The 15838-nt window shown below is 38.4% G+C and carries 18 protein-coding genes; 6 read left to right on the forward strand and 12 right to left on the reverse strand.

The features are described from left to right. The first annotated feature begins 111 nt into the window (after nt 1–111). The 3 genes from B3P16_RS09445 (at nt 112) to B3P16_RS09455 (ending at nt 1746) form a co-directional block, all read left to right on the forward strand. On the forward strand, nt 112–429 hold the full coding sequence (locus B3P16_RS09445; protein WP_286842649.1) for a hypothetical protein: 318 nt from the start codon (nt 112–114) through the stop codon (nt 427–429). Continuing rightward, nucleotides 426–746 (forward strand): hypothetical protein, encoded by a 321-nt coding sequence (locus B3P16_RS09450; RefSeq protein WP_286842652.1) that lies wholly within the window; start codon nt 426–428, stop codon nt 744–746. The genes B3P16_RS09445 and B3P16_RS09450 overlap by 4 nt, the downstream gene beginning before the upstream one ends. Nucleotides 747–942: 196 nt before the next feature. Further along, nucleotides 943–1746: a DNA cytosine methyltransferase gene (locus B3P16_RS09455; RefSeq protein WP_286842653.1), complete on the forward strand. Its 804-nt coding sequence runs from the start codon at nt 943–945 to the stop codon at nt 1744–1746. Between the two features lie 86 nt (nt 1747–1832). On the opposite strand, the gene B3P16_RS09460 is transcribed toward B3P16_RS09455, so the two are convergent. Continuing rightward, nucleotides 1833–3218: an ATP-dependent nuclease gene (locus B3P16_RS09460; protein WP_286842654.1), complete on the reverse strand. Its 1386-nt coding sequence runs from the start codon at nt 3216–3218 to the stop codon at nt 1833–1835. Between the two features lie 218 nt (nt 3219–3436). Between B3P16_RS09460 and B3P16_RS09465 the strand changes: the two genes are divergently transcribed. Further along, the gene (locus B3P16_RS09465) at nt 3437–3892 is read left to right on the forward strand and encodes a hypothetical protein (RefSeq protein ID WP_286842656.1); all 456 of its coding nucleotides are present in this window, start codon (nt 3437–3439) and stop codon (nt 3890–3892) included. A 119-nt stretch (nt 3893–4011) separates the two neighbouring features. Here B3P16_RS09465 and B3P16_RS09470 read toward each other — a convergent pair whose 3' ends face one another. Continuing rightward, nucleotides 4012–4434, reverse strand: a complete 423-nt coding sequence (locus B3P16_RS09470) for a hypothetical protein (RefSeq protein ID WP_286842658.1) — start codon at nt 4432–4434, stop codon at nt 4012–4014. A 2-nt stretch (nt 4435–4436) separates the two neighbouring features. Beyond that, entirely contained in the window at nt 4437–4706 is a 270-nt protein-coding gene (locus B3P16_RS09475) for a hypothetical protein (protein WP_286842660.1), read from the reverse strand. Nucleotides 4707–4740: 34 nt separating this feature from the next. On the opposite strand from B3P16_RS09475, the gene B3P16_RS09480 reads away from it, so the two are divergent. Continuing rightward, nucleotides 4741–5427 carry an SOS response-associated peptidase gene (locus B3P16_RS09480; protein WP_286842662.1) on the forward strand — a complete coding sequence of 229 codons (687 nt, stop codon included), beginning with the start codon at nt 4741–4743 and terminating at the stop codon, nt 5425–5427. On the opposite strand, the gene B3P16_RS09485 is transcribed toward B3P16_RS09480, so the two are convergent. Next, nucleotides 5420–5608 carry a hypothetical protein gene (locus B3P16_RS09485; protein ID WP_286842664.1) on the reverse strand — a complete coding sequence of 63 codons (189 nt, stop codon included), beginning with the start codon at nt 5606–5608 and terminating at the stop codon, nt 5420–5422. The genes B3P16_RS09480 and B3P16_RS09485 overlap by 8 nt on opposite strands. Nucleotides 5609–5713: 105 nt before the next feature. On the opposite strand from B3P16_RS09485, the gene B3P16_RS09490 reads away from it, so the two are divergent. Further along, nucleotides 5714–6133, forward strand: a complete 420-nt coding sequence (locus tag B3P16_RS09490) for a hypothetical protein (RefSeq protein WP_286842667.1) — start codon at nt 5714–5716, stop codon at nt 6131–6133. 781 nt (nt 6134–6914) lie between these two features. On the opposite strand, the gene B3P16_RS09495 is transcribed toward B3P16_RS09490, so the two are convergent. The 8 genes from B3P16_RS09495 to B3P16_RS09530 all read right to left on the reverse strand — a co-directional run bounded on the left by B3P16_RS09495 (nt 6915) and on the right by B3P16_RS09530 (nt 15838). Then, nucleotides 6915–7565 (reverse strand): hypothetical protein, encoded by a 651-nt coding sequence (locus B3P16_RS09495; protein ID WP_286842670.1) that lies wholly within the window; start codon nt 7563–7565, stop codon nt 6915–6917. Nucleotides 7566–7709: 144 nt separating this feature from the next. Continuing rightward, entirely contained in the window at nt 7710–8045 is a 336-nt protein-coding gene (locus B3P16_RS09500) for a hypothetical protein (protein WP_115046185.1), read from the reverse strand. Beyond that, on the reverse strand, nt 8045–8686 hold the full coding sequence (locus B3P16_RS09505; protein ID WP_286842672.1) for a glycoside hydrolase family 19 protein: 642 nt from the start codon (nt 8684–8686) through the stop codon (nt 8045–8047). Before B3P16_RS09505 ends, B3P16_RS09500 begins: the two co-directional genes overlap by 1 nt. Before the next feature lie 12 nt (nt 8687–8698). Further along, the gene (locus B3P16_RS09510) at nt 8699–11260 is read right to left on the reverse strand and encodes a phage tail protein (protein WP_286842675.1); all 2562 of its coding nucleotides are present in this window, start codon (nt 11258–11260) and stop codon (nt 8699–8701) included. Nucleotides 11261–11263: 3 nt separating this feature from the next. Beyond that, the gene (locus B3P16_RS09515; protein WP_286842678.1) at nt 11264–11605 is read right to left on the reverse strand and encodes a hypothetical protein; all 342 of its coding nucleotides are present in this window, start codon (nt 11603–11605) and stop codon (nt 11264–11266) included. Between the two features lie 6 nt (nt 11606–11611). Further along, a complete protein-coding gene (locus B3P16_RS09520; protein WP_286842680.1) occupies nt 11612–14722 on the reverse strand; it encodes a hypothetical protein in 3111 nt (1036 codons plus the stop codon). A 2-nt stretch (nt 14723–14724) separates the two neighbouring features. Next, nucleotides 14725–14922, reverse strand: coding sequence for a hypothetical protein (locus B3P16_RS09525; RefSeq protein ID WP_286842683.1), 198 nt, complete (start codon nt 14920–14922; stop codon nt 14725–14727). Nucleotide 14923: 1 nt separating this feature from the next. Then, nucleotides 14924–15838: a hypothetical protein gene (locus B3P16_RS09530; protein WP_286842685.1), complete on the reverse strand. Its 915-nt coding sequence runs from the start codon at nt 15836–15838 to the stop codon at nt 14924–14926.

The following is a 15838-nucleotide window of genomic DNA, read 5'->3' on the forward strand; positions in this document are numbered from 1 at the left end:
TAATTCTTCAATTATGTATGGAACTAAAAACAATGCATTAGCAATCATAATAATAGTTCCAAGTCGGTAAATAATTGTATGCCTTTTCATAACACCAAAATAAGAAAACAAATGGAAAAAATATATAGACAGGTAAGCGTAAAGGATCGTTTGCCTGAGAGAGATGGAATGGTTGTCTGCATAAGTGCCGACGGACAGCCGTTCATCACATTATACAATGTTGGATTTGTGATAAGTAGCTCTGCAGATTATTGGCTTGAAGTAGTAGATTTTCCCAACGTAAGCCACAAGAAGTATTCAGATCCTGATGAAGATAAGTACCGCGAACATAGTGATATATATGATGAAGGGTATGCAGATGGCGCAAATGATGGTTACATCGACGGATTTAAGGAAGCAATTGAAGCAATTAAAGGTGAAAATAGATGAACAAAGGAACTTTACAAGGTGGCAAGCCATGCTTATACTACCGAACGGAAGTAGTAATCACCATAAGCACATTTACAACAGCTTTAGCTGATTATTTATTTAGCCAAGGAGATGTAGGTGAATTGGACAAGTTGACCAAGAAGCGAGCAGAAGAAATTTTAAAGACGCAAATACGGCTGTATGGTAAACAAGGTGAACATCCTGATGGATTCTTTGAATCAACGGACGAGATCGGCGAGGAATATAATGAAACTGTAGATATTGTCCATAATTGGATAATGAATAAATATCCCCATTTGATAGAACAAACAGCATGACACCCCAGGAAATAGGCGAACTAATCGAATTAATAATAGGCGATATCCTCACATTGGAAGAAGCAGCGTCGATAGAGTGTGTGAGTGCGGATGCTTTACAGAGAGTGATACAAGAGGTGATGACTTTTCGGTCTAGCCATTCTCGTAATAATTCGGTGGTTTGCCTTGAACTTGGAAGTTTAGAAAGGAGAAAGGAATGACCCACGGATCATTATTCAGCGGAATCGGAGGATTTGATTATGCAGCCGAACAATCCGCCATAGAAAACATATTCCACTGCGAGTGGATATACAGCAAACGCAAAATATTAAAACATCACTTTCCAAACTCATTTAGTCATGGAGACATCACAGAAACAGACTTCACTGTTTACAGAAATAGAATCGACATCTTATCCGGAGGATTCCCCTGCCAAGACGCAAGTATTGCCAAACAAGACGGTAAAGGTCAACAGGGGTTGCAAGGCGAACGCACAGGCCTATTCTATCACATGTGCCGAGCTATTTCAGAAATCAGACCAAGATATGTTATTGCCGAAAATGTCTCTAACATTCTTAAAACTAACGGAGGGCAGGACTTTAGCGCAATACTCACCGAACTATCCGGAATGGGGTACAATGCAGAATGGAGAATTTGCCGCGCGTCAGATGTCGGTGCGCCCCATCACAGGGCTAGGCTGTATTTGGTTACTTACTCCAACAACATCAGACTCCAAAAGGGACAGACTTTCTTTTCCTATGTACGCGAAACGTCATCACAGATCCCCTGGGTCATTGGGGGAACATCTGTACAGACTTTTCGGGGCGGTGCCTGGAAGGATCAACCCCCAGTTCTATGCTTGGATGAAGGGATTTCCAAAGGAATGGATTACTCCGGACCATTTATAAGAGAGTGTTTTCATGGATATGGAAATGCAATAGTGCCTGAGATAGCAATCAGAATTTTTAAACGAATAAAGGAAATTGACGAAATGTTTAACCCCCACCCTAGTATAGTCTAGGGTGATAAAGAAGAAGAGAGACAGATGTGTTTAACTTTCTGTCTCCATTCTATATTTATTTGCGGTATCATTAAATCAAAAAAAATCTATTTGTCGTAATATTGATTTATTTGAGTAATTATCTGAATCATGTCAGCAATATATTCATCTTTCAATTTTTTTTTCTCAGTATCATATAATCCACTCATTGCCGGTCTTGCCTTAACTTCAGGTTTATCCCTCACATCATCTGTTGGAATAACTTGAAATTGATAATTTTTGAAGAGATCAGACAATTCCTGAACGTCTTTCTCAACGTTGTTATCAAATAAAACACTGATGCGTTCGTAGCCTAAATCGTTGAAGATTGATAAAATATGCTTAAGATTTTGTGCTCCACCTATACCCCATCCAAAAAAGCTTCCTTTTAATACAATACCTAAATCACTAAGTATTTTCTTATAATAAATAACATCATCTTGACCTTCCACTAATATTACATTATCTTGCAAAAAGAAAATTTCTTTTGCATCAATCCCTAGAATATGAGGATTATTTTTATTAGATAAAGTTGATGAGATAAACTTAACCCGATCTTTACTTAGTGGATATATCTCAGTGCTACTATTGTTTCTAACAATTCTAGCTAGGTTACCTCCATTTATTAAAGAATCCCAACTGATGAAATATCGAGAATGAGTTGAGATTATTATTTGTTTCGTTTTAGAAACTTCCAAAAGTAAATCGAGTAGATTTCGCTGTAAGCTGGGATGTAATGATAACTCGGGCTCGTCAATAACAATTACATCATTGTCTCCTGAATCGTAAATCGCATCTACAATCGTGAACACACTAAGAATCCCTTCTCCAGTACCTTCACTGCTGTGAGTATCCCCTTCTGAAATAAATTTTATATAATACTGACCTTGATCAGATTGCTCAATAGTCCAAATGGGAAGTGGATTTATAACTTTAGCTAAAATTTCATTAAAAAGCGTTGGATTTTCATGAATTTTAAAAAGTCTATAAGAAAAATGGTCATAATTAGCGGTGCGCTGCGGCTCCAAACCAAATGACGTTAAGAACATATTTCTGTCATGTTTTAACTGTCCAAAATATGGATTAAATGTTCTACGTGATTTTATAACGAACACACTAAGATCAATATTACCATGGCCAGAGAAATGCTTTTCAGTTTCGCTTCCACCTTGTTCACTAGACTTGATAATAAATTCATCATCGTTTTCAAACACTAATTTTAAACAAATTTTATAATCAGTATTCCTATTTCTTTTGCCTTCGGGAAAGCTAGGTAAATGGTTTCTGGAAATATTTAGTGCAGTCAACGCTTCTATAATAGTTGATTTCCCTGAATTATTAGGACCAACCAATGTTGTCAATCCGCTACCAGGCTTGCCATTTGGAATACTAATATTTAATTGCCCTTCTTTGGCAAATCCCCTTAACCCTGTTATTGATAAAGATTTAATCATAAATTTTATTTATTGATATTAATTTATAAAATAAAAATATTAATACTGAAACATTCAAGAAAATTATTAGTGGTATTATCCGTTAACGGTATGGATACAGCACACAATACAAATTTGCAAAGCGTTATGGATTAATCCAGGAAAAGTAGGTGGAGGTTATATTTTGGTTTGAAACTATTTAGTATGTTTGCGACATTTACCAAGATTTATAAATTTATATGATAAAGTTTTTAAAAAAATATCCTATAGCAATTTTTATTATAGTAATAATAATTTGGTTCGGAACCTACTTTTTAATGAAGCAAATTGACAGACCAAATGAGGTTGGCGATTCATACGGTGCATTAAATACACTATTTTCAGGGCTAGCATTTGCAGGTATAATAATATCTATTTTTATGCAAAATCAAGAGTTAGCTATGCAAAGGGATGAGATTAAATTAAATCGAGATGAATTGATTGAAACTAGAAAGGAAATTTCGAATCAAGCGATCCAAATGACAAGGCAAGCGGAAAATTTAAAGATATCAGCAAAACTGTCAGCTTTAAGCACGCTTCTTAATTACTATTTAGAAGAGCAACGGAAAAGTCCAATGTATCCCAGAAAACATCAAAATAAAATTGATAATTTGATTCGTGAAATAACTCAGATAAATGAGATTAAGATATTATAGTAGTTTGTTAAAAACATGTGCAAATTAATTCAGAATGTCGTATTACTCGAAAACCGAAAAAGAAACTATGTGATTTCTATTTGCAGCCGCGGTAAATAACAAAAGCCTAGACCAAAAATCTAGGCTTTTACTATTGGATCTACCCAATAAATCTCGTGGTCGGTCAAATTCAGCACCTCCATTGGCGAAACATTACATTCGATAATATCCTCCAATCCATCCCCAAGTATTACCGCCAAATCTCCAGAAGGCACTACTGAACCTCGCAATATTGTACCCTCATCCAACACATACAGGTCGGAAGTTATCATATTGACCCGATTCTTAGTGATCCATTCGCGAAACTCTTCCTTAAACATCTTCTTAACTCGGCCTGCAAGGTCACGTGCGGCTTGTAGTTCATCACTAGCAACGTCGGGAAATTCAACATTTAAAAATGCTTCGTACATATCCCATTTGCCTGTGCGGATTGCTTCATTTCTCAAATAAAGCTTGCGCCCGTATTCTCCGACTTCATTAAAGTATTGTTGCAATGTTTTCATATCTATAGTTCAATAAATACACTTCCTTTTAGGTCTTCTTCACGAATGTTGCTCAATGCATCTTGGATTACCAAAATATGAGGCTCCTTAAATGGTACTGCCGTAATTCCCTCACAATCTAAAGCAACCAGCCATTCAAAAACATTCGGTACCGTAATAGCTTTCCACGTTACATTTTCGTTATCCTCACAGTCGGATGGAGCAATTAGGACATTATATCCTTTTCGCTTTAGCTCTTTCAAGACTGAGTGAGTAACCTTTTCAAATCGCATTTTATTTGTTACTTTTAATTAAATATACAAAATTATGTGTTATCATACTTCCACGCCCAGCACAGCACAGTTAGTTAAAGAGTTTAAAAACCTTCAGGTGCATTACCAAAATGAGGAAATCTTTCATGTTAGTGGCTTTACTCGCCCCTACCTCCCTGTAACACTAAATGAGGACCAGGAAAGTGTGGTGCCTGCTCGATGGAAGCTTATTCCTTTTTGGGTAAAAACCGAAGATGATGCAGCCAAATATGCTAACACATTGAATGCCGAATCTGAGTCTATTTTTGATAAAGCATCGTACAAGCATTCCATACTCAAAACTCGTGGCTTACTCTACGTCAATGGCTTTTACGAACCCCACAAAGTAGCCGGGCAAAAAGACACTGAAAACTATTACATATACACGCCAACAAAGGAAATATTCACTATTGGGGTGGTCTATGCTAATTTTAAAGATTACGAGACGAATAACGTATATCCGACCTTTTCAGTTATCACTACAGCTGCCAATCCATTATTGGAAGAAATCCACAACGAGAAGAAGCGTATGCCATTAATCATACCTCCGGATCGTCGCGACGCTTGGCTAAACGCTAGCACCAAGGAAGATGTTCAGCAACTAATGATCCCTTACGACGGTGAACTTGGAGCGCATAAAGTTTTCCGTGTTACTGGAGCCAAAGGAGACACTAACCGCCCTGACATTCAGGACGCTATTTAAGCTTTTTTCTTCTCTCCTTCACAACCCATTTTATAGCGGCTTCCAATTCGTCAGGCCATTGCTTTAATCCTTCTTCCAGTATCTTAGCGCCAGTCTCAATTCCAACGTTTTGAGCGGCAAGTAAAGCCGATTCTCTGACATGATCGACATAGCCTTCAGGTGGTTGTTTGCTTATTTCCATAATTCAAATTTAAAATTATTCTTGACAATTTACTAAAAATGTTAGTAATTTTGTTTTATGAAACCTCTTGAAATCTTCTGCCGAAATCGTGTTATGTACGTTCAAATGAGCATACATGATAAGAGTATGGGCATGAAAGACTATCATCTTTACAACAAAAACGGTCTTGCTTTTTATGTTTTCAGGAAATCTCAAGGGTTTTGGGAACTAGCATACGGTGAACTTGCTGATGATATAAAGGAGGCGTGCATTGACGCCCTTATACTTCGCTTTGATACAGATGTGCCTGAGCTGTTTTATTACCAAGGCAAGCGCCAAGTAGTCGAAGTTCGCGCGAAAAAATATAGCCTTTGGCATATCTACCTAAACAACTCCTATGTTGGCAGCATCGAGCATGACAAGTATTCAAAGGCTTTCGATTATCATATTGAAGATAACAGCTTATTAACCGACGACCACGTCCAAAAGTATATTGGTATGATCCAGAGGGGCGAATTAAAGTGGATAAAGGATGATATTCGATAATTTTGAGGTCAATGGTGAGCCACAGGTATTAGAGATTTGCCCTCTCATGGGTGGCTATTTTCATGTGTACATCAATAGAAGGTTTGTGACCAGCATATCAATGACAACTGAAGGCTGGCGCGTTCATTTCAATAATAACTCTTGGCTTACCAAAGATGAAGCGGATATAATGATAGAGTTGATTAAATCGGGGGAAATTCCTACACAATAAAAAAGGACTAATCTTTCGATTAGCCCCTTAACTAAATTATAGACAGATCCATTTAGGACCGGAATATACATCTGAAAAATGGCCAGGCCTTAAAACTGACCATACAATTAAATCACTCAAATTGAACTGATACATTTTGAACGATCTTCAATAAATATACAAATCCTAAAAGGGATTGGTTTGAAAAAAATAAAAAAAAGCCTTGAGTGGGGAACCCAAGGCTTTAGCCATTATTAACCTATATTTTTGAAAAGTATCTATAGTACAAATCTAATTCCACTTTTGTTTAAAAAAAAGGCCGAGACTGAGAATCTCGACCTAGACATGTTTTATAGTTACCTATTATTGAGAATTTGTATAACAAGTAATATTTAGAATTGTTTTGCTAAATAAAAAAACCTTGAGTCTGGGAGAGATCTCAAGGTTTGTTAAATTCTGCCTACTTTGAAAAGTACCTATAATACAATATCGAATAACGTTTGGTTTTAATAAAATAAAAAAAGGCCGAGTTACCAGACTCGACCTTAACAAATGAAATGTATTTTACCTTTGATTCAGACTTAATAACAGCTAACTTGTTGTTTTGTTTTCTTCCTTTGGCTTTTTTGGTCGAAATCCGAAAAATAAAAGCAATCCAATAACAAAAACCAAAGCACCTATTCCTAGCCAAATCATCATTGAACCTTTTGGCTCTTTTTTCACATCCTCAATCTTTGCTGATTCTTTCTGCCGGTGTTCAATTGAAGTTGCTACCTGTTTTTCTATCTTCTCGTTTCCCTGCTTTTCGCTTTTCTCGCTGTAATCTTTATTCTCGGTTACAGTTTGCTTAGTATGCTGGGTAATCTTTTCTCCGGGAGATTCCGACCGCACGCTGAATACCTGCCGCAAAGTATCGAGCTGTACCAATATCTTAAAACCAGCGCTGTCTTTAAGTAATATCTCCGCTCCTGAAAGTGCCTTATCAACAGGTACCGATCCGCTTACTTTACCACCTTTTTTTTCGGTCGTTACCGTAGTTTCTGTTTCCGTAATGATTACACCCTTATCAACCGTTACCGTGCGTTGTAGGCTATCTTTTTGCGTTTTCTCGGACAAGGAACTGTCGCGCTTGCTGACCACTTCTAAAGAAGATTTTTCTACGTGCTTGGTTGACTTTCTAAATAGCCCACAGGAAGCAAAGGTGATCACTATGACCACCGATGCAATTAGTTTATTTAGCATACTTCAATATTGAATTAAGCTCGATAACCGACTGTTTCAGGCTGTCCAAGCTATTTACTAAATCAGGCTTATTAATCCTTTGCTTTCCATTTGATGAGATCAGGGTAACCGACCCTAATAGCATCAATAACAATACTAATTTTTTCATCTTATTACCTCTCTGATGATCTGTTTAATTTGACTGGTAGTCGTGTCTACCTGCTCACGCATAGGTGCTGTTTGTTTGCTTACCTCCTTCTCTACCGCTGGCCTAAGTTCAGCTGGTAATTGCTTACGAATCTCATCCTGCACCTGTTGGCTAGTAGACTTCAATAAAGCAATATTCTCATTCTTTGCTTCAATGTATAAGCAAATGAACAATATCAGTAATGCAGACACAAAAGCACATAAGAAAGCCATTGGATTGTCCTTTATCCATTGTGTAAACTTTCCTACACCATTAATCTTTCTGTCGATGAAATCATCTTTTTCCTCTGCCATTATTTCCACAAACTAGCATAATAATTAACCTTAGCCCGACGATCGTCAAGGCCGTTATATCCCCCATTTACTGCCTTGCATACCGCACGAATACTTGCTTCCGAAAGATCATTAGCCTTGGCCCAGATGTTCTTCGCATCGAACTCGCGAACTGCGGTAGTAAAGTAGTAGGCCGATTCTCCGATCAAATCGGGATTATCGTACAGATCTTGACCGCCGTACCGCTTGTAATCTGATCCACCTGTTATCTGTAAAGCTCCGCCACCTCGATACTTCCAGCCGTCACCCGGGAGAGTATTACCAAGCTCGGCCGCCTTGCGTGGATTACCCAATCCATATACTCGTTCCGCTAGTTCCCAAGGATTGCCTGCCAATCGCCCAGCTTCTGCCACGGTGACTTTTGCCGAATGCCGTCCAACACCGAATATTTCCATAATTCGTGGAGCTGTATAATTCATATTCTCCCGGACAATCGTAAATCCTCCGCTTTCGTGATGGATGTTCGCGAAGAAATGAATTGTCTGCACACGTGTTTTGCCGGACTTTGATGCAAACTTTGACAACGTTTCTTTTCCTATAATACCGTCGGCACTCGCACCCACGGATTTCTGTAATTCCCTTATTCTATCTTTTGCTGTCATTTTCTTTGTTTTTTATGATTCCCAAAATCTTTCTACCAACCATCCTTTTTTATATGTAAGCCTAAGGGTTCTAAAACCTCCAGCATCCTCTTTCCATGCTTGAACCTGGACAACAGTATCCAATCCTAAACTGCCTTCAACCTGAACATTTCCCTGTGGTACTCGTAACGCTATATCATCATTACTATTTGGAGATCCATATGCTTCTGTCGAAAACCCAACATTTGGACCGCGCCTACTTGGATCAGTATTCTTAGATTCTGATTGAATTTCAATACCAATTTGACTTGTTGGTGAAACGTTCATTAAAATGACCTTCTTAGATTTCAATGCATCTGAAGAAGCATCATCGCTCATATTAGTACGATAGAGAAGTGATCGTGGTGTGAAATATAGATTTGAATCGGTTTCATTTGGAGCTCCAAAATAGATCGCATTTTCCATGACGTTGAAAGTTCCAATAATTCCTCTCAAAGCTTTAAGTTGTCCATTGTTCAAAATTTGAAAAGGTGCGTTATAACGATCTTCTTCATTTGCACCGGCCCAGAACCGAATTGAATCATCCCCCTCGTCCGATAAACCACTAATGCCAGCATTTACAAAACCGTCGCTTCCGACTGTGATGATTTGCGCAAAAAGACCTATTACGTCAATAAATTCAGCCCCGATCTTCCCAGTGCGAATCGTATCTCCATTGATATAGGTCATTCCATTAGTGAAAGCGTAATCCCTACGTCCTTCTAAAACGTTATACAGCAAACCACAATTGAAGTGATAAAATCCAGCTTCCGACTCTGTGGGTATTGGAGTTTCAGAAAGTACCCATTGTCCTGTGAGTTGAGTGCGTGAACATTTAGCTGATAGGTAGTAGCTTTTGGTTGGGTCCAATCCTGCTTGCGTCATACCTCCAATCTCCCAGATATACCCCAACCCCTCAATCTGTACCTCTCGATGGATCAATTTGCCCGCAGTGATCTGAATCGCATTCGGATCATTACCGACATTTGGGATAATGCGAACTCCATCCAAATAGAAGTTTTGTGATTTGGCCCCAACCGAAAGCATGAGTGTTTCGATACTCAAAGGCTTAATGTTGACAGGATCGAAATAGTTCCCTTCAGGATCGAAAATCTTTCCCTGCAACTGACGCATACGCAAAGCCTGGCGACGTTGTTCTTCGGCTTTTTGACGATTTACCGTTTTCACCTCTTCCTTGACCTTGCCCGTATCGATCACGTTTTGCGTTTCCTGTGTATAAGTTATCTTATCAGAAATAACAACCGTACATTGGTTCGGATTGACAAGCGGGAACGAGACGGATGTAACACGAATCATGTCGTCTATTCCCAACTTATCATCCTTCAAACGCACTCGGTCTCCCGATTTTAAAGTAAAAGCATTTTCCCTCATGTACTTTTCGTCAATTTCAACTCGGTAAGGAGGTCGTGTGAGAGTTTTAAAGCTTTTCTCAACTTCTTTGAAAAGTCTGTTTTCTGCATCCGTGATATAAGATTGCGGCTGCTTGATTCCGATCAGGGTATATTTATCTCCTGCCTGTGGAGTAAAAGTCTCATTCGGGGTAACATATCCGTCTTGTTCGGTATTTGTTTTTATGCGGATCGTCTTAGAGGTGTTATTATAAGAGGAAATTTCAAATTCCTTACCGCCAAGTTCACCTGTCTTGAAAACTACTTTTGCCGTTTCGCCTTTGATAAAATTAGGATTTAGATCAAAATCAAGCGAGCTATCAGTAAGTGAAAGCCAATCAGTTGATACAGCTGTCAAACTTCCTGTGCGCTCTGGGAATATATCATCAAGAACAACACTTGTTTCTCGGCGACGCTCTCCAGTTGCAAGTGGGCGCTCAATCATTCCCCCTTCGAACTTTAAGCGTTTGGATTTGTTACGATAATCCGCAGGAATATTCTTGGTACCACCAAAACCATAGATTCTGTTGTACAACGGGGTATCCAAAATTCCGCGCTCTACGGAATATAATCCTTTTGTCCGTCCATAGGCAAAGCTGATATTTGTTTTCTGGCCTGCCTGTTTTGTAAGGTTAATGGTCTTCCCATCACCGGAAAACCAAAATTCAAGACCGAGTTCCTCGGCAATTTTCTGTAGGGCACCTTTACAGGAATATCCTTGGCTATCGGCGTAGAACTCGATGTTCTTTTCCTCCATTACCTCACAGGTTCCAACCATCCATCCGCTATCGTCTACATTCATACAATCAACGATCAGCTGCACAAATGTTTGCGGAGTTCCCGGAAAGGAAAACTCGATTGCACCAAGATGCTTGAAGGTGATATCTTTCAACCAGTAAGAAGGGTGCTCAAAAGTGATGTTATACTGGATGACGGCCGAACGTGTCAGCTGATATGGTACATTTATCGTGTAGCTTACGCCATTATAAATGATGTAATCATCGACTTTAATATCCAGGACAATTGGTGAAAAGAACTGACATTGAATATCAAATCGGCCCATACATTCATCAAAATAAACTGTATTTTCGTCTATCGGAACCACTACTGTAGCGGCACCCTGCCTATATAATTGAAGTGTATTCATAGCCTAGCAGTCCTCGCAGCCTTCAAATTCAGGCAGCGTTTTTAAATATTGATAACCCTGCCTACGAACATTTACATCAGTCTCCGATCCATCTTCGTTAACAGTAAAACGATATTTAGAAGGAGGAAAATTTAGCGGGACAACATCTTTATAGACCATAGATCCAGATTCAGTATCCTCACTCCGATCAATAGGCGAGTAATATCCTAGTGAGATATCAACCGTATTTGCATCTCCTAAATATCTATCAATACGAATATACACCTCTGATACACCCTCCAATTGCAATAAATTTATTATAAATCCAGGTGTATGGTTATTCTCCAAGTTTAATTTTAAAGCCATAATATTTTATATTAAAGATTGTTGCCCTGCCAACTTTTGATTTTCCAACTCTGTATTTTGAGAAGCTTTAATAGTGTTCACCAAAGGGATTATTTTAGTATTTATGAAATCAACCAATGTTGTAAGATCTGTTGATGATGTATATTCAAGATCAGGCAAAAGTATATTTGATTGGGCCATTGTAGCATTTACTATCCCCTTTAAAGAACTGGTTGCAGGTAATAAAGCACCTATTTCGTTCCTGCTTAATAACCCTATTTCTCTCAAAACAACATTATCTACAAGAGCATAAGAACTGTCTTGAAGATTGAGTCTTTTAACAGTTAAGCGACGGGAAATCGCCGAAAGAACTGGAAACTCGTAATATTTATAGGAATTTGTTAAAAGCATTGTTGTATCGGCTCCAATAAGCCCATCAACAGATATTGATATACCTGACTTTGAACCCTTTGCATACATAGAAAGATTGTATTTTCTGCCTTGAGTCATCACCAATTGATTAATATCAACGTAACTCCCTACTGAATCACACTGAATTTTACAAGCGTATTTACCACTGTACGCATCAGTAGATGCTGATATGGAAGAAGATCCCTCAACGATTTGGCCCCAGTTAGCAAATATCGGGGTTCCTAAACTTTCGAATCCGCCATTATTTATTGAAGGCGATATTATTGAATTTGGTCCTATTACAGAATCTGTACTAAATTGTTCGAATAAGATCTTAACAATATCCGATGATATATCATAGTTATAGACATTTAAAGCAGCTAACCTTCCAACGTAATTAGGCGAAGTGATAATTAAACCACCAAATATTACTTTACTACCATTAATTGATACTAAGGCCGCATTTATACTTCCTGTAGTGATAAAAGATACAGCGGTGCCATTTACAAAAATATTTACAGATCCTCCACCCCTACAGACAACTAAGCTGCAAATTCTTCCACCATTGTTGATTTGAAAGTTCTTTACTTCATATAGAGCGAAAACACTTAGTGAAGTGGAAATAAACTTTATAAACAAGCTTCCTCCATCAATATAGGCTCTAAGGGAATTTGGTGTTTCAGAACTTAAAGAGGAACTAACATTATAAAGAGATCTATTCCCTGTAGCAGGAATATCACATACTAGATTAATTGAGAAGCTGCCAGTACCTATCCCTGCAGTTAGATCACTCATAGTTTCTGTAGAATTTACGAGCTTAGAAGATCTGGATTGCAACAATATTGATTCTAAATGAGAGTCGAAAACAGACGTAACGCCATGTTCCGGTTTAACCTCTTTCGGTAATGCAAGATTTATTCCATGGTTAGTTTTATAGTTTAAAAATAACGGGTTGTCAGATAACTTTTTACAGGTAATTCTTGGCAATGCAACTACTCCACTGGGTTGGACTACTTTTAAATCCTGTATCGTAATTCCTGAATACTCACCTGCAAGAGCAGCTGCTTCTGAACCAATACTGAATTCTACACCACATTCTGAAGGTAACAGTGTTGAGTTATCCAAAAGCCCACTTATCTTAATATTCTTTAGAGAAGTCAAAGCACTATATGTCTGTGCAATTACACCATTTGTATATTTGGCACCTTTAGCGTAAAGTTTAACCGTCACACCTTCCATTTCTGCTGGATAGTCTATTTCATATCCCGATAAACCGACCATCCATCTTGTAGCATTTTCAGAATGCGAGATAGATGGTTTCATGTCACTTCCGGTATCTGTGATCGTTACATTTACGTTTTTGCAGCCAAAAAGAACATTTCCAACATTTTGGAAACCTATCAAACAGCCAGTAACATCATAATTCTTAAGATATAAATCAGCTGTAACATTTTCACAGCCGACAATATAACCTCCTCTATGAGTGTTTTCAGCAATTACTTTTACATTAGAATTTTTGCCTGATTTTGCTAAATAGAACGGGTACCCTATATCCTTTCCTGTAACAACAATACTTAGGTTTGAGGAATTTCCCCGATCGACTCCTGATTCTCCTGAAACAAGTCCATACGCCACTCCTTCACAGTTTATTGTTCCTTTTATATTTGATCCGCCTTGCAAGCGAACAACTGCCCATCCCATACGTGCCTGAATAGGCTGGGGTTGAACAGTACCTTTGAAATTTATAGTATTGATATTGATATCTTCACAATCAACAAACGAGAACAACCGTTTTGAAATTGAACGTACTCTTGCTTTTCCAGTACTCGAAGCAATATCCGGTTGATATTTTAGTATATATCTAAAAGATGTTGCGCTCACAATTTCGGATACAGGGTAATATCCAGAATATTTCGCATCATCCGTATCCTTTAGGCATACGACTACCCCGATTGATAAACCATGTGGCACACTACTCACGGCGGTTACAATAAATGATTCTCCAGAAGCCACATAGCTCAAATTTACCTCAAAGAAATCTTTGAGATCGTCTACTAGAAATACTGTTTGACTGGCCCTGATCTCAAATTTCTTAAGACTTTCCATAAAAAAAAGTGTTCCTTCATTATCATTTGAGACCTTCACTATCCCGCTAGGTAGACTTAATTCTCCAGTTTTTTTATCGTTAAAATACTCTAAAACTCTAGATAGCGCAACGTTGTTGTTCGCTTCTCCGTCGGCCTTAACACCGGCATAAAGACCATCTACAACATTGTCCTTAAAAAATGCTTCTAATTTGATACCGCTTGTCTGAATAATATTAAATCCATTATCCTCGCTGGTGTTATCAGTTAGATAATAATCTATAGGTGATGGTGTGTCCCCCTCAATATAGTAGCCTGATAACCTAATTCCTTTATAATACCTTACAATAAGTAAATGTTGATTGTATAAAGAAAGATTACGTAGATCAGCAATTGTTTTTATTTCTAAAAAGGTGTGCCCCCAATTAGGTTTATTTTCCCTTAAATATTCACCAGTCTCTTTATATTTACTATAAATACCCCACTGATCCACTTTTGAATCATCCATAGGACTTCCATCGTACCAGGTAAGCACAACAGTATAAGATGTGGTATTATTATCAATTTTGCTCTTTACATTACTGATAACAATAGAATCAGGATAAACCCTTCTTATCGGCTGGTCAATTAATACTTCTGCCATAACTATATTCCAAAATAATCATCATAATATGCTGGCGCCACGGTTGCATCAACAGCGATCTGTTCCGCTAATGTTGGTAATTCAACCTGTTGCACCTCCTTGGTTATTCCATTAACCAATAATAGCTTGTCAGCCGGCACTAAATCAGTCCTAACCTGTGCTTGACTTACGTCTTTTGTTCCTTCTCCTACTTCTGCCATGTTAAAAACCTTTCAATAATTCGGTCAAAGGCTGACCATGTTTATCCACTAATATTAAATTTGTGCTGTCCGTCAATAGATTCCAGTTCTCAAGCATTCTAATTTCTGCGATTGGCAGCGATAGGAATCCTGTTACCCTATTCTGAGTGACTCGCACGTCAGTAACTTTAAATCCGTCCTTAACAAAAAACTCCCTGGTCGTATTATCATCCAGTCTAAGCGTACGTGCATTGGGACGCGAAAACAGATATTGCAAGTTGTTAATGCATGACTTGAAACTGTTATAGCTGGGGTGATCTACAAAGAAATCAATTGTAAATTCCCTCATGTTCCGACGGACTGGGCCAATTCTTTCCACTCCGTATGCTGTTGTTTCCCATTGCTTAGATGCCGGACGGTTTGCCTGATCCTTGGTCAGCATTTTTACGATACCTAATTGCGAGAAGGAATAGTTGTCAATTCCAACACCGCCGGAAGTAATGGTCGGAACTGCACCTGCCATCTCCACGACCGGCTGACGAAATTTCAATTCAATATTTCCAAACCCTTGATTTAAGTATGATACTGGAGATGCTTCCAATAATTGTACATTCCAGGTCCCGAATTCGCTTGACAATGGGAATACCGATCCCTGTAAAGTGTCGATGTAATCGTAAAGAGACTGGATAGCGCCAATAAAATTCCCACGGTCGCCTTCAGCTAACCAACAGTACAAGGAAATATCCCTACCACCGAAAAAGATCTCATCTGCTCTCAAGTATGGTTCAACTCCGTTTTCATCTTCCCAATCATGGAATACTTTACCAATACGAACAGGCATATCCCAGCAGCCTGCAATAGCGATGTTACTACCAGTCTGTCGGCCTGCGACAAGTCCGAAATCCTCTATTGGTTTGTTGTTGATTTTGTATTCCAT

This window comes from Sphingobacterium sp. UBA7631 (assembly GCF_002483935.1).
GTDB classification, from domain to species: Bacteria; Bacteroidota; Bacteroidia; order Sphingobacteriales; family Sphingobacteriaceae; genus Sphingobacterium; species Sphingobacterium multivorum.

Bases quoted from the DNA above. Each gene is read 5' to 3' on its own strand.
- B3P16_RS09445 (WP_286842649.1), top strand. From the start codon at position 112: ATGGAAAAAATATATAGACAGGTAAGCGTAAAGGATCGTTTGCCTGAG.
- B3P16_RS09450 (WP_286842652.1), top strand. From the start codon at position 426: ATGAACAAAGGAACTTTACAAGGTGGCAAGCCATGCTTATACTACCGA.
- B3P16_RS09455 (WP_286842653.1), top strand. From the start codon at position 943: ATGACCCACGGATCATTATTCAGCGGAATCGGAGGATTTGATTATGCA.
- B3P16_RS09460 (WP_286842654.1), bottom strand. From the start codon at position 3,218: ATGATTAAATCTTTATCAATAACAGGGTTAAGGGGATTTGCCAAAGAA.
- B3P16_RS09465 (WP_286842656.1), top strand. From the start codon at position 3,437: ATGATAAAGTTTTTAAAAAAATATCCTATAGCAATTTTTATTATAGTA.
- B3P16_RS09470 (WP_286842658.1), bottom strand. From the start codon at position 4,434: ATGAAAACATTGCAACAATACTTTAATGAAGTCGGAGAATACGGGCGC.
- B3P16_RS09475 (WP_286842660.1), bottom strand. From the start codon at position 4,706: ATGCGATTTGAAAAGGTTACTCACTCAGTCTTGAAAGAGCTAAAGCGA.
- B3P16_RS09480 (WP_286842662.1), top strand. From the start codon at position 4,741: ATGTGTTATCATACTTCCACGCCCAGCACAGCACAGTTAGTTAAAGAG.
- B3P16_RS09485 (WP_286842664.1), bottom strand. From the start codon at position 5,608: ATGGAAATAAGCAAACAACCACCTGAAGGCTATGTCGATCATGTCAGA.
- B3P16_RS09490 (WP_286842667.1), top strand. From the start codon at position 5,714: ATGAGCATACATGATAAGAGTATGGGCATGAAAGACTATCATCTTTAC.
- B3P16_RS09495 (WP_286842670.1), bottom strand. From the start codon at position 7,565: ATGCTAAATAAACTAATTGCATCGGTGGTCATAGTGATCACCTTTGCT.
- B3P16_RS09500 (WP_115046185.1), bottom strand. From the start codon at position 8,045: ATGGCAGAGGAAAAAGATGATTTCATCGACAGAAAGATTAATGGTGTA.
- B3P16_RS09505 (WP_286842672.1), bottom strand. From the start codon at position 8,686: ATGACAGCAAAAGATAGAATAAGGGAATTACAGAAATCCGTGGGTGCG.
- B3P16_RS09510 (WP_286842675.1), bottom strand. From the start codon at position 11,260: ATGAATACACTTCAATTATATAGGCAGGGTGCCGCTACAGTAGTGGTT.
- B3P16_RS09515 (WP_286842678.1), bottom strand. From the start codon at position 11,605: ATGGCTTTAAAATTAAACTTGGAGAATAACCATACACCTGGATTTATA.
- B3P16_RS09520 (WP_286842680.1), bottom strand. From the start codon at position 14,722: ATGGCAGAAGTATTAATTGACCAGCCGATAAGAAGGGTTTATCCTGAT.
- B3P16_RS09525 (WP_286842683.1), bottom strand. From the start codon at position 14,922: ATGGCAGAAGTAGGAGAAGGAACAAAAGACGTAAGTCAAGCACAGGTT.
- B3P16_RS09530 (WP_286842685.1), bottom strand. From the start codon at position 15,838: ATGGAATACAAAATCAACAACAAACCAATAGAGGATTTCGGACTTGTC.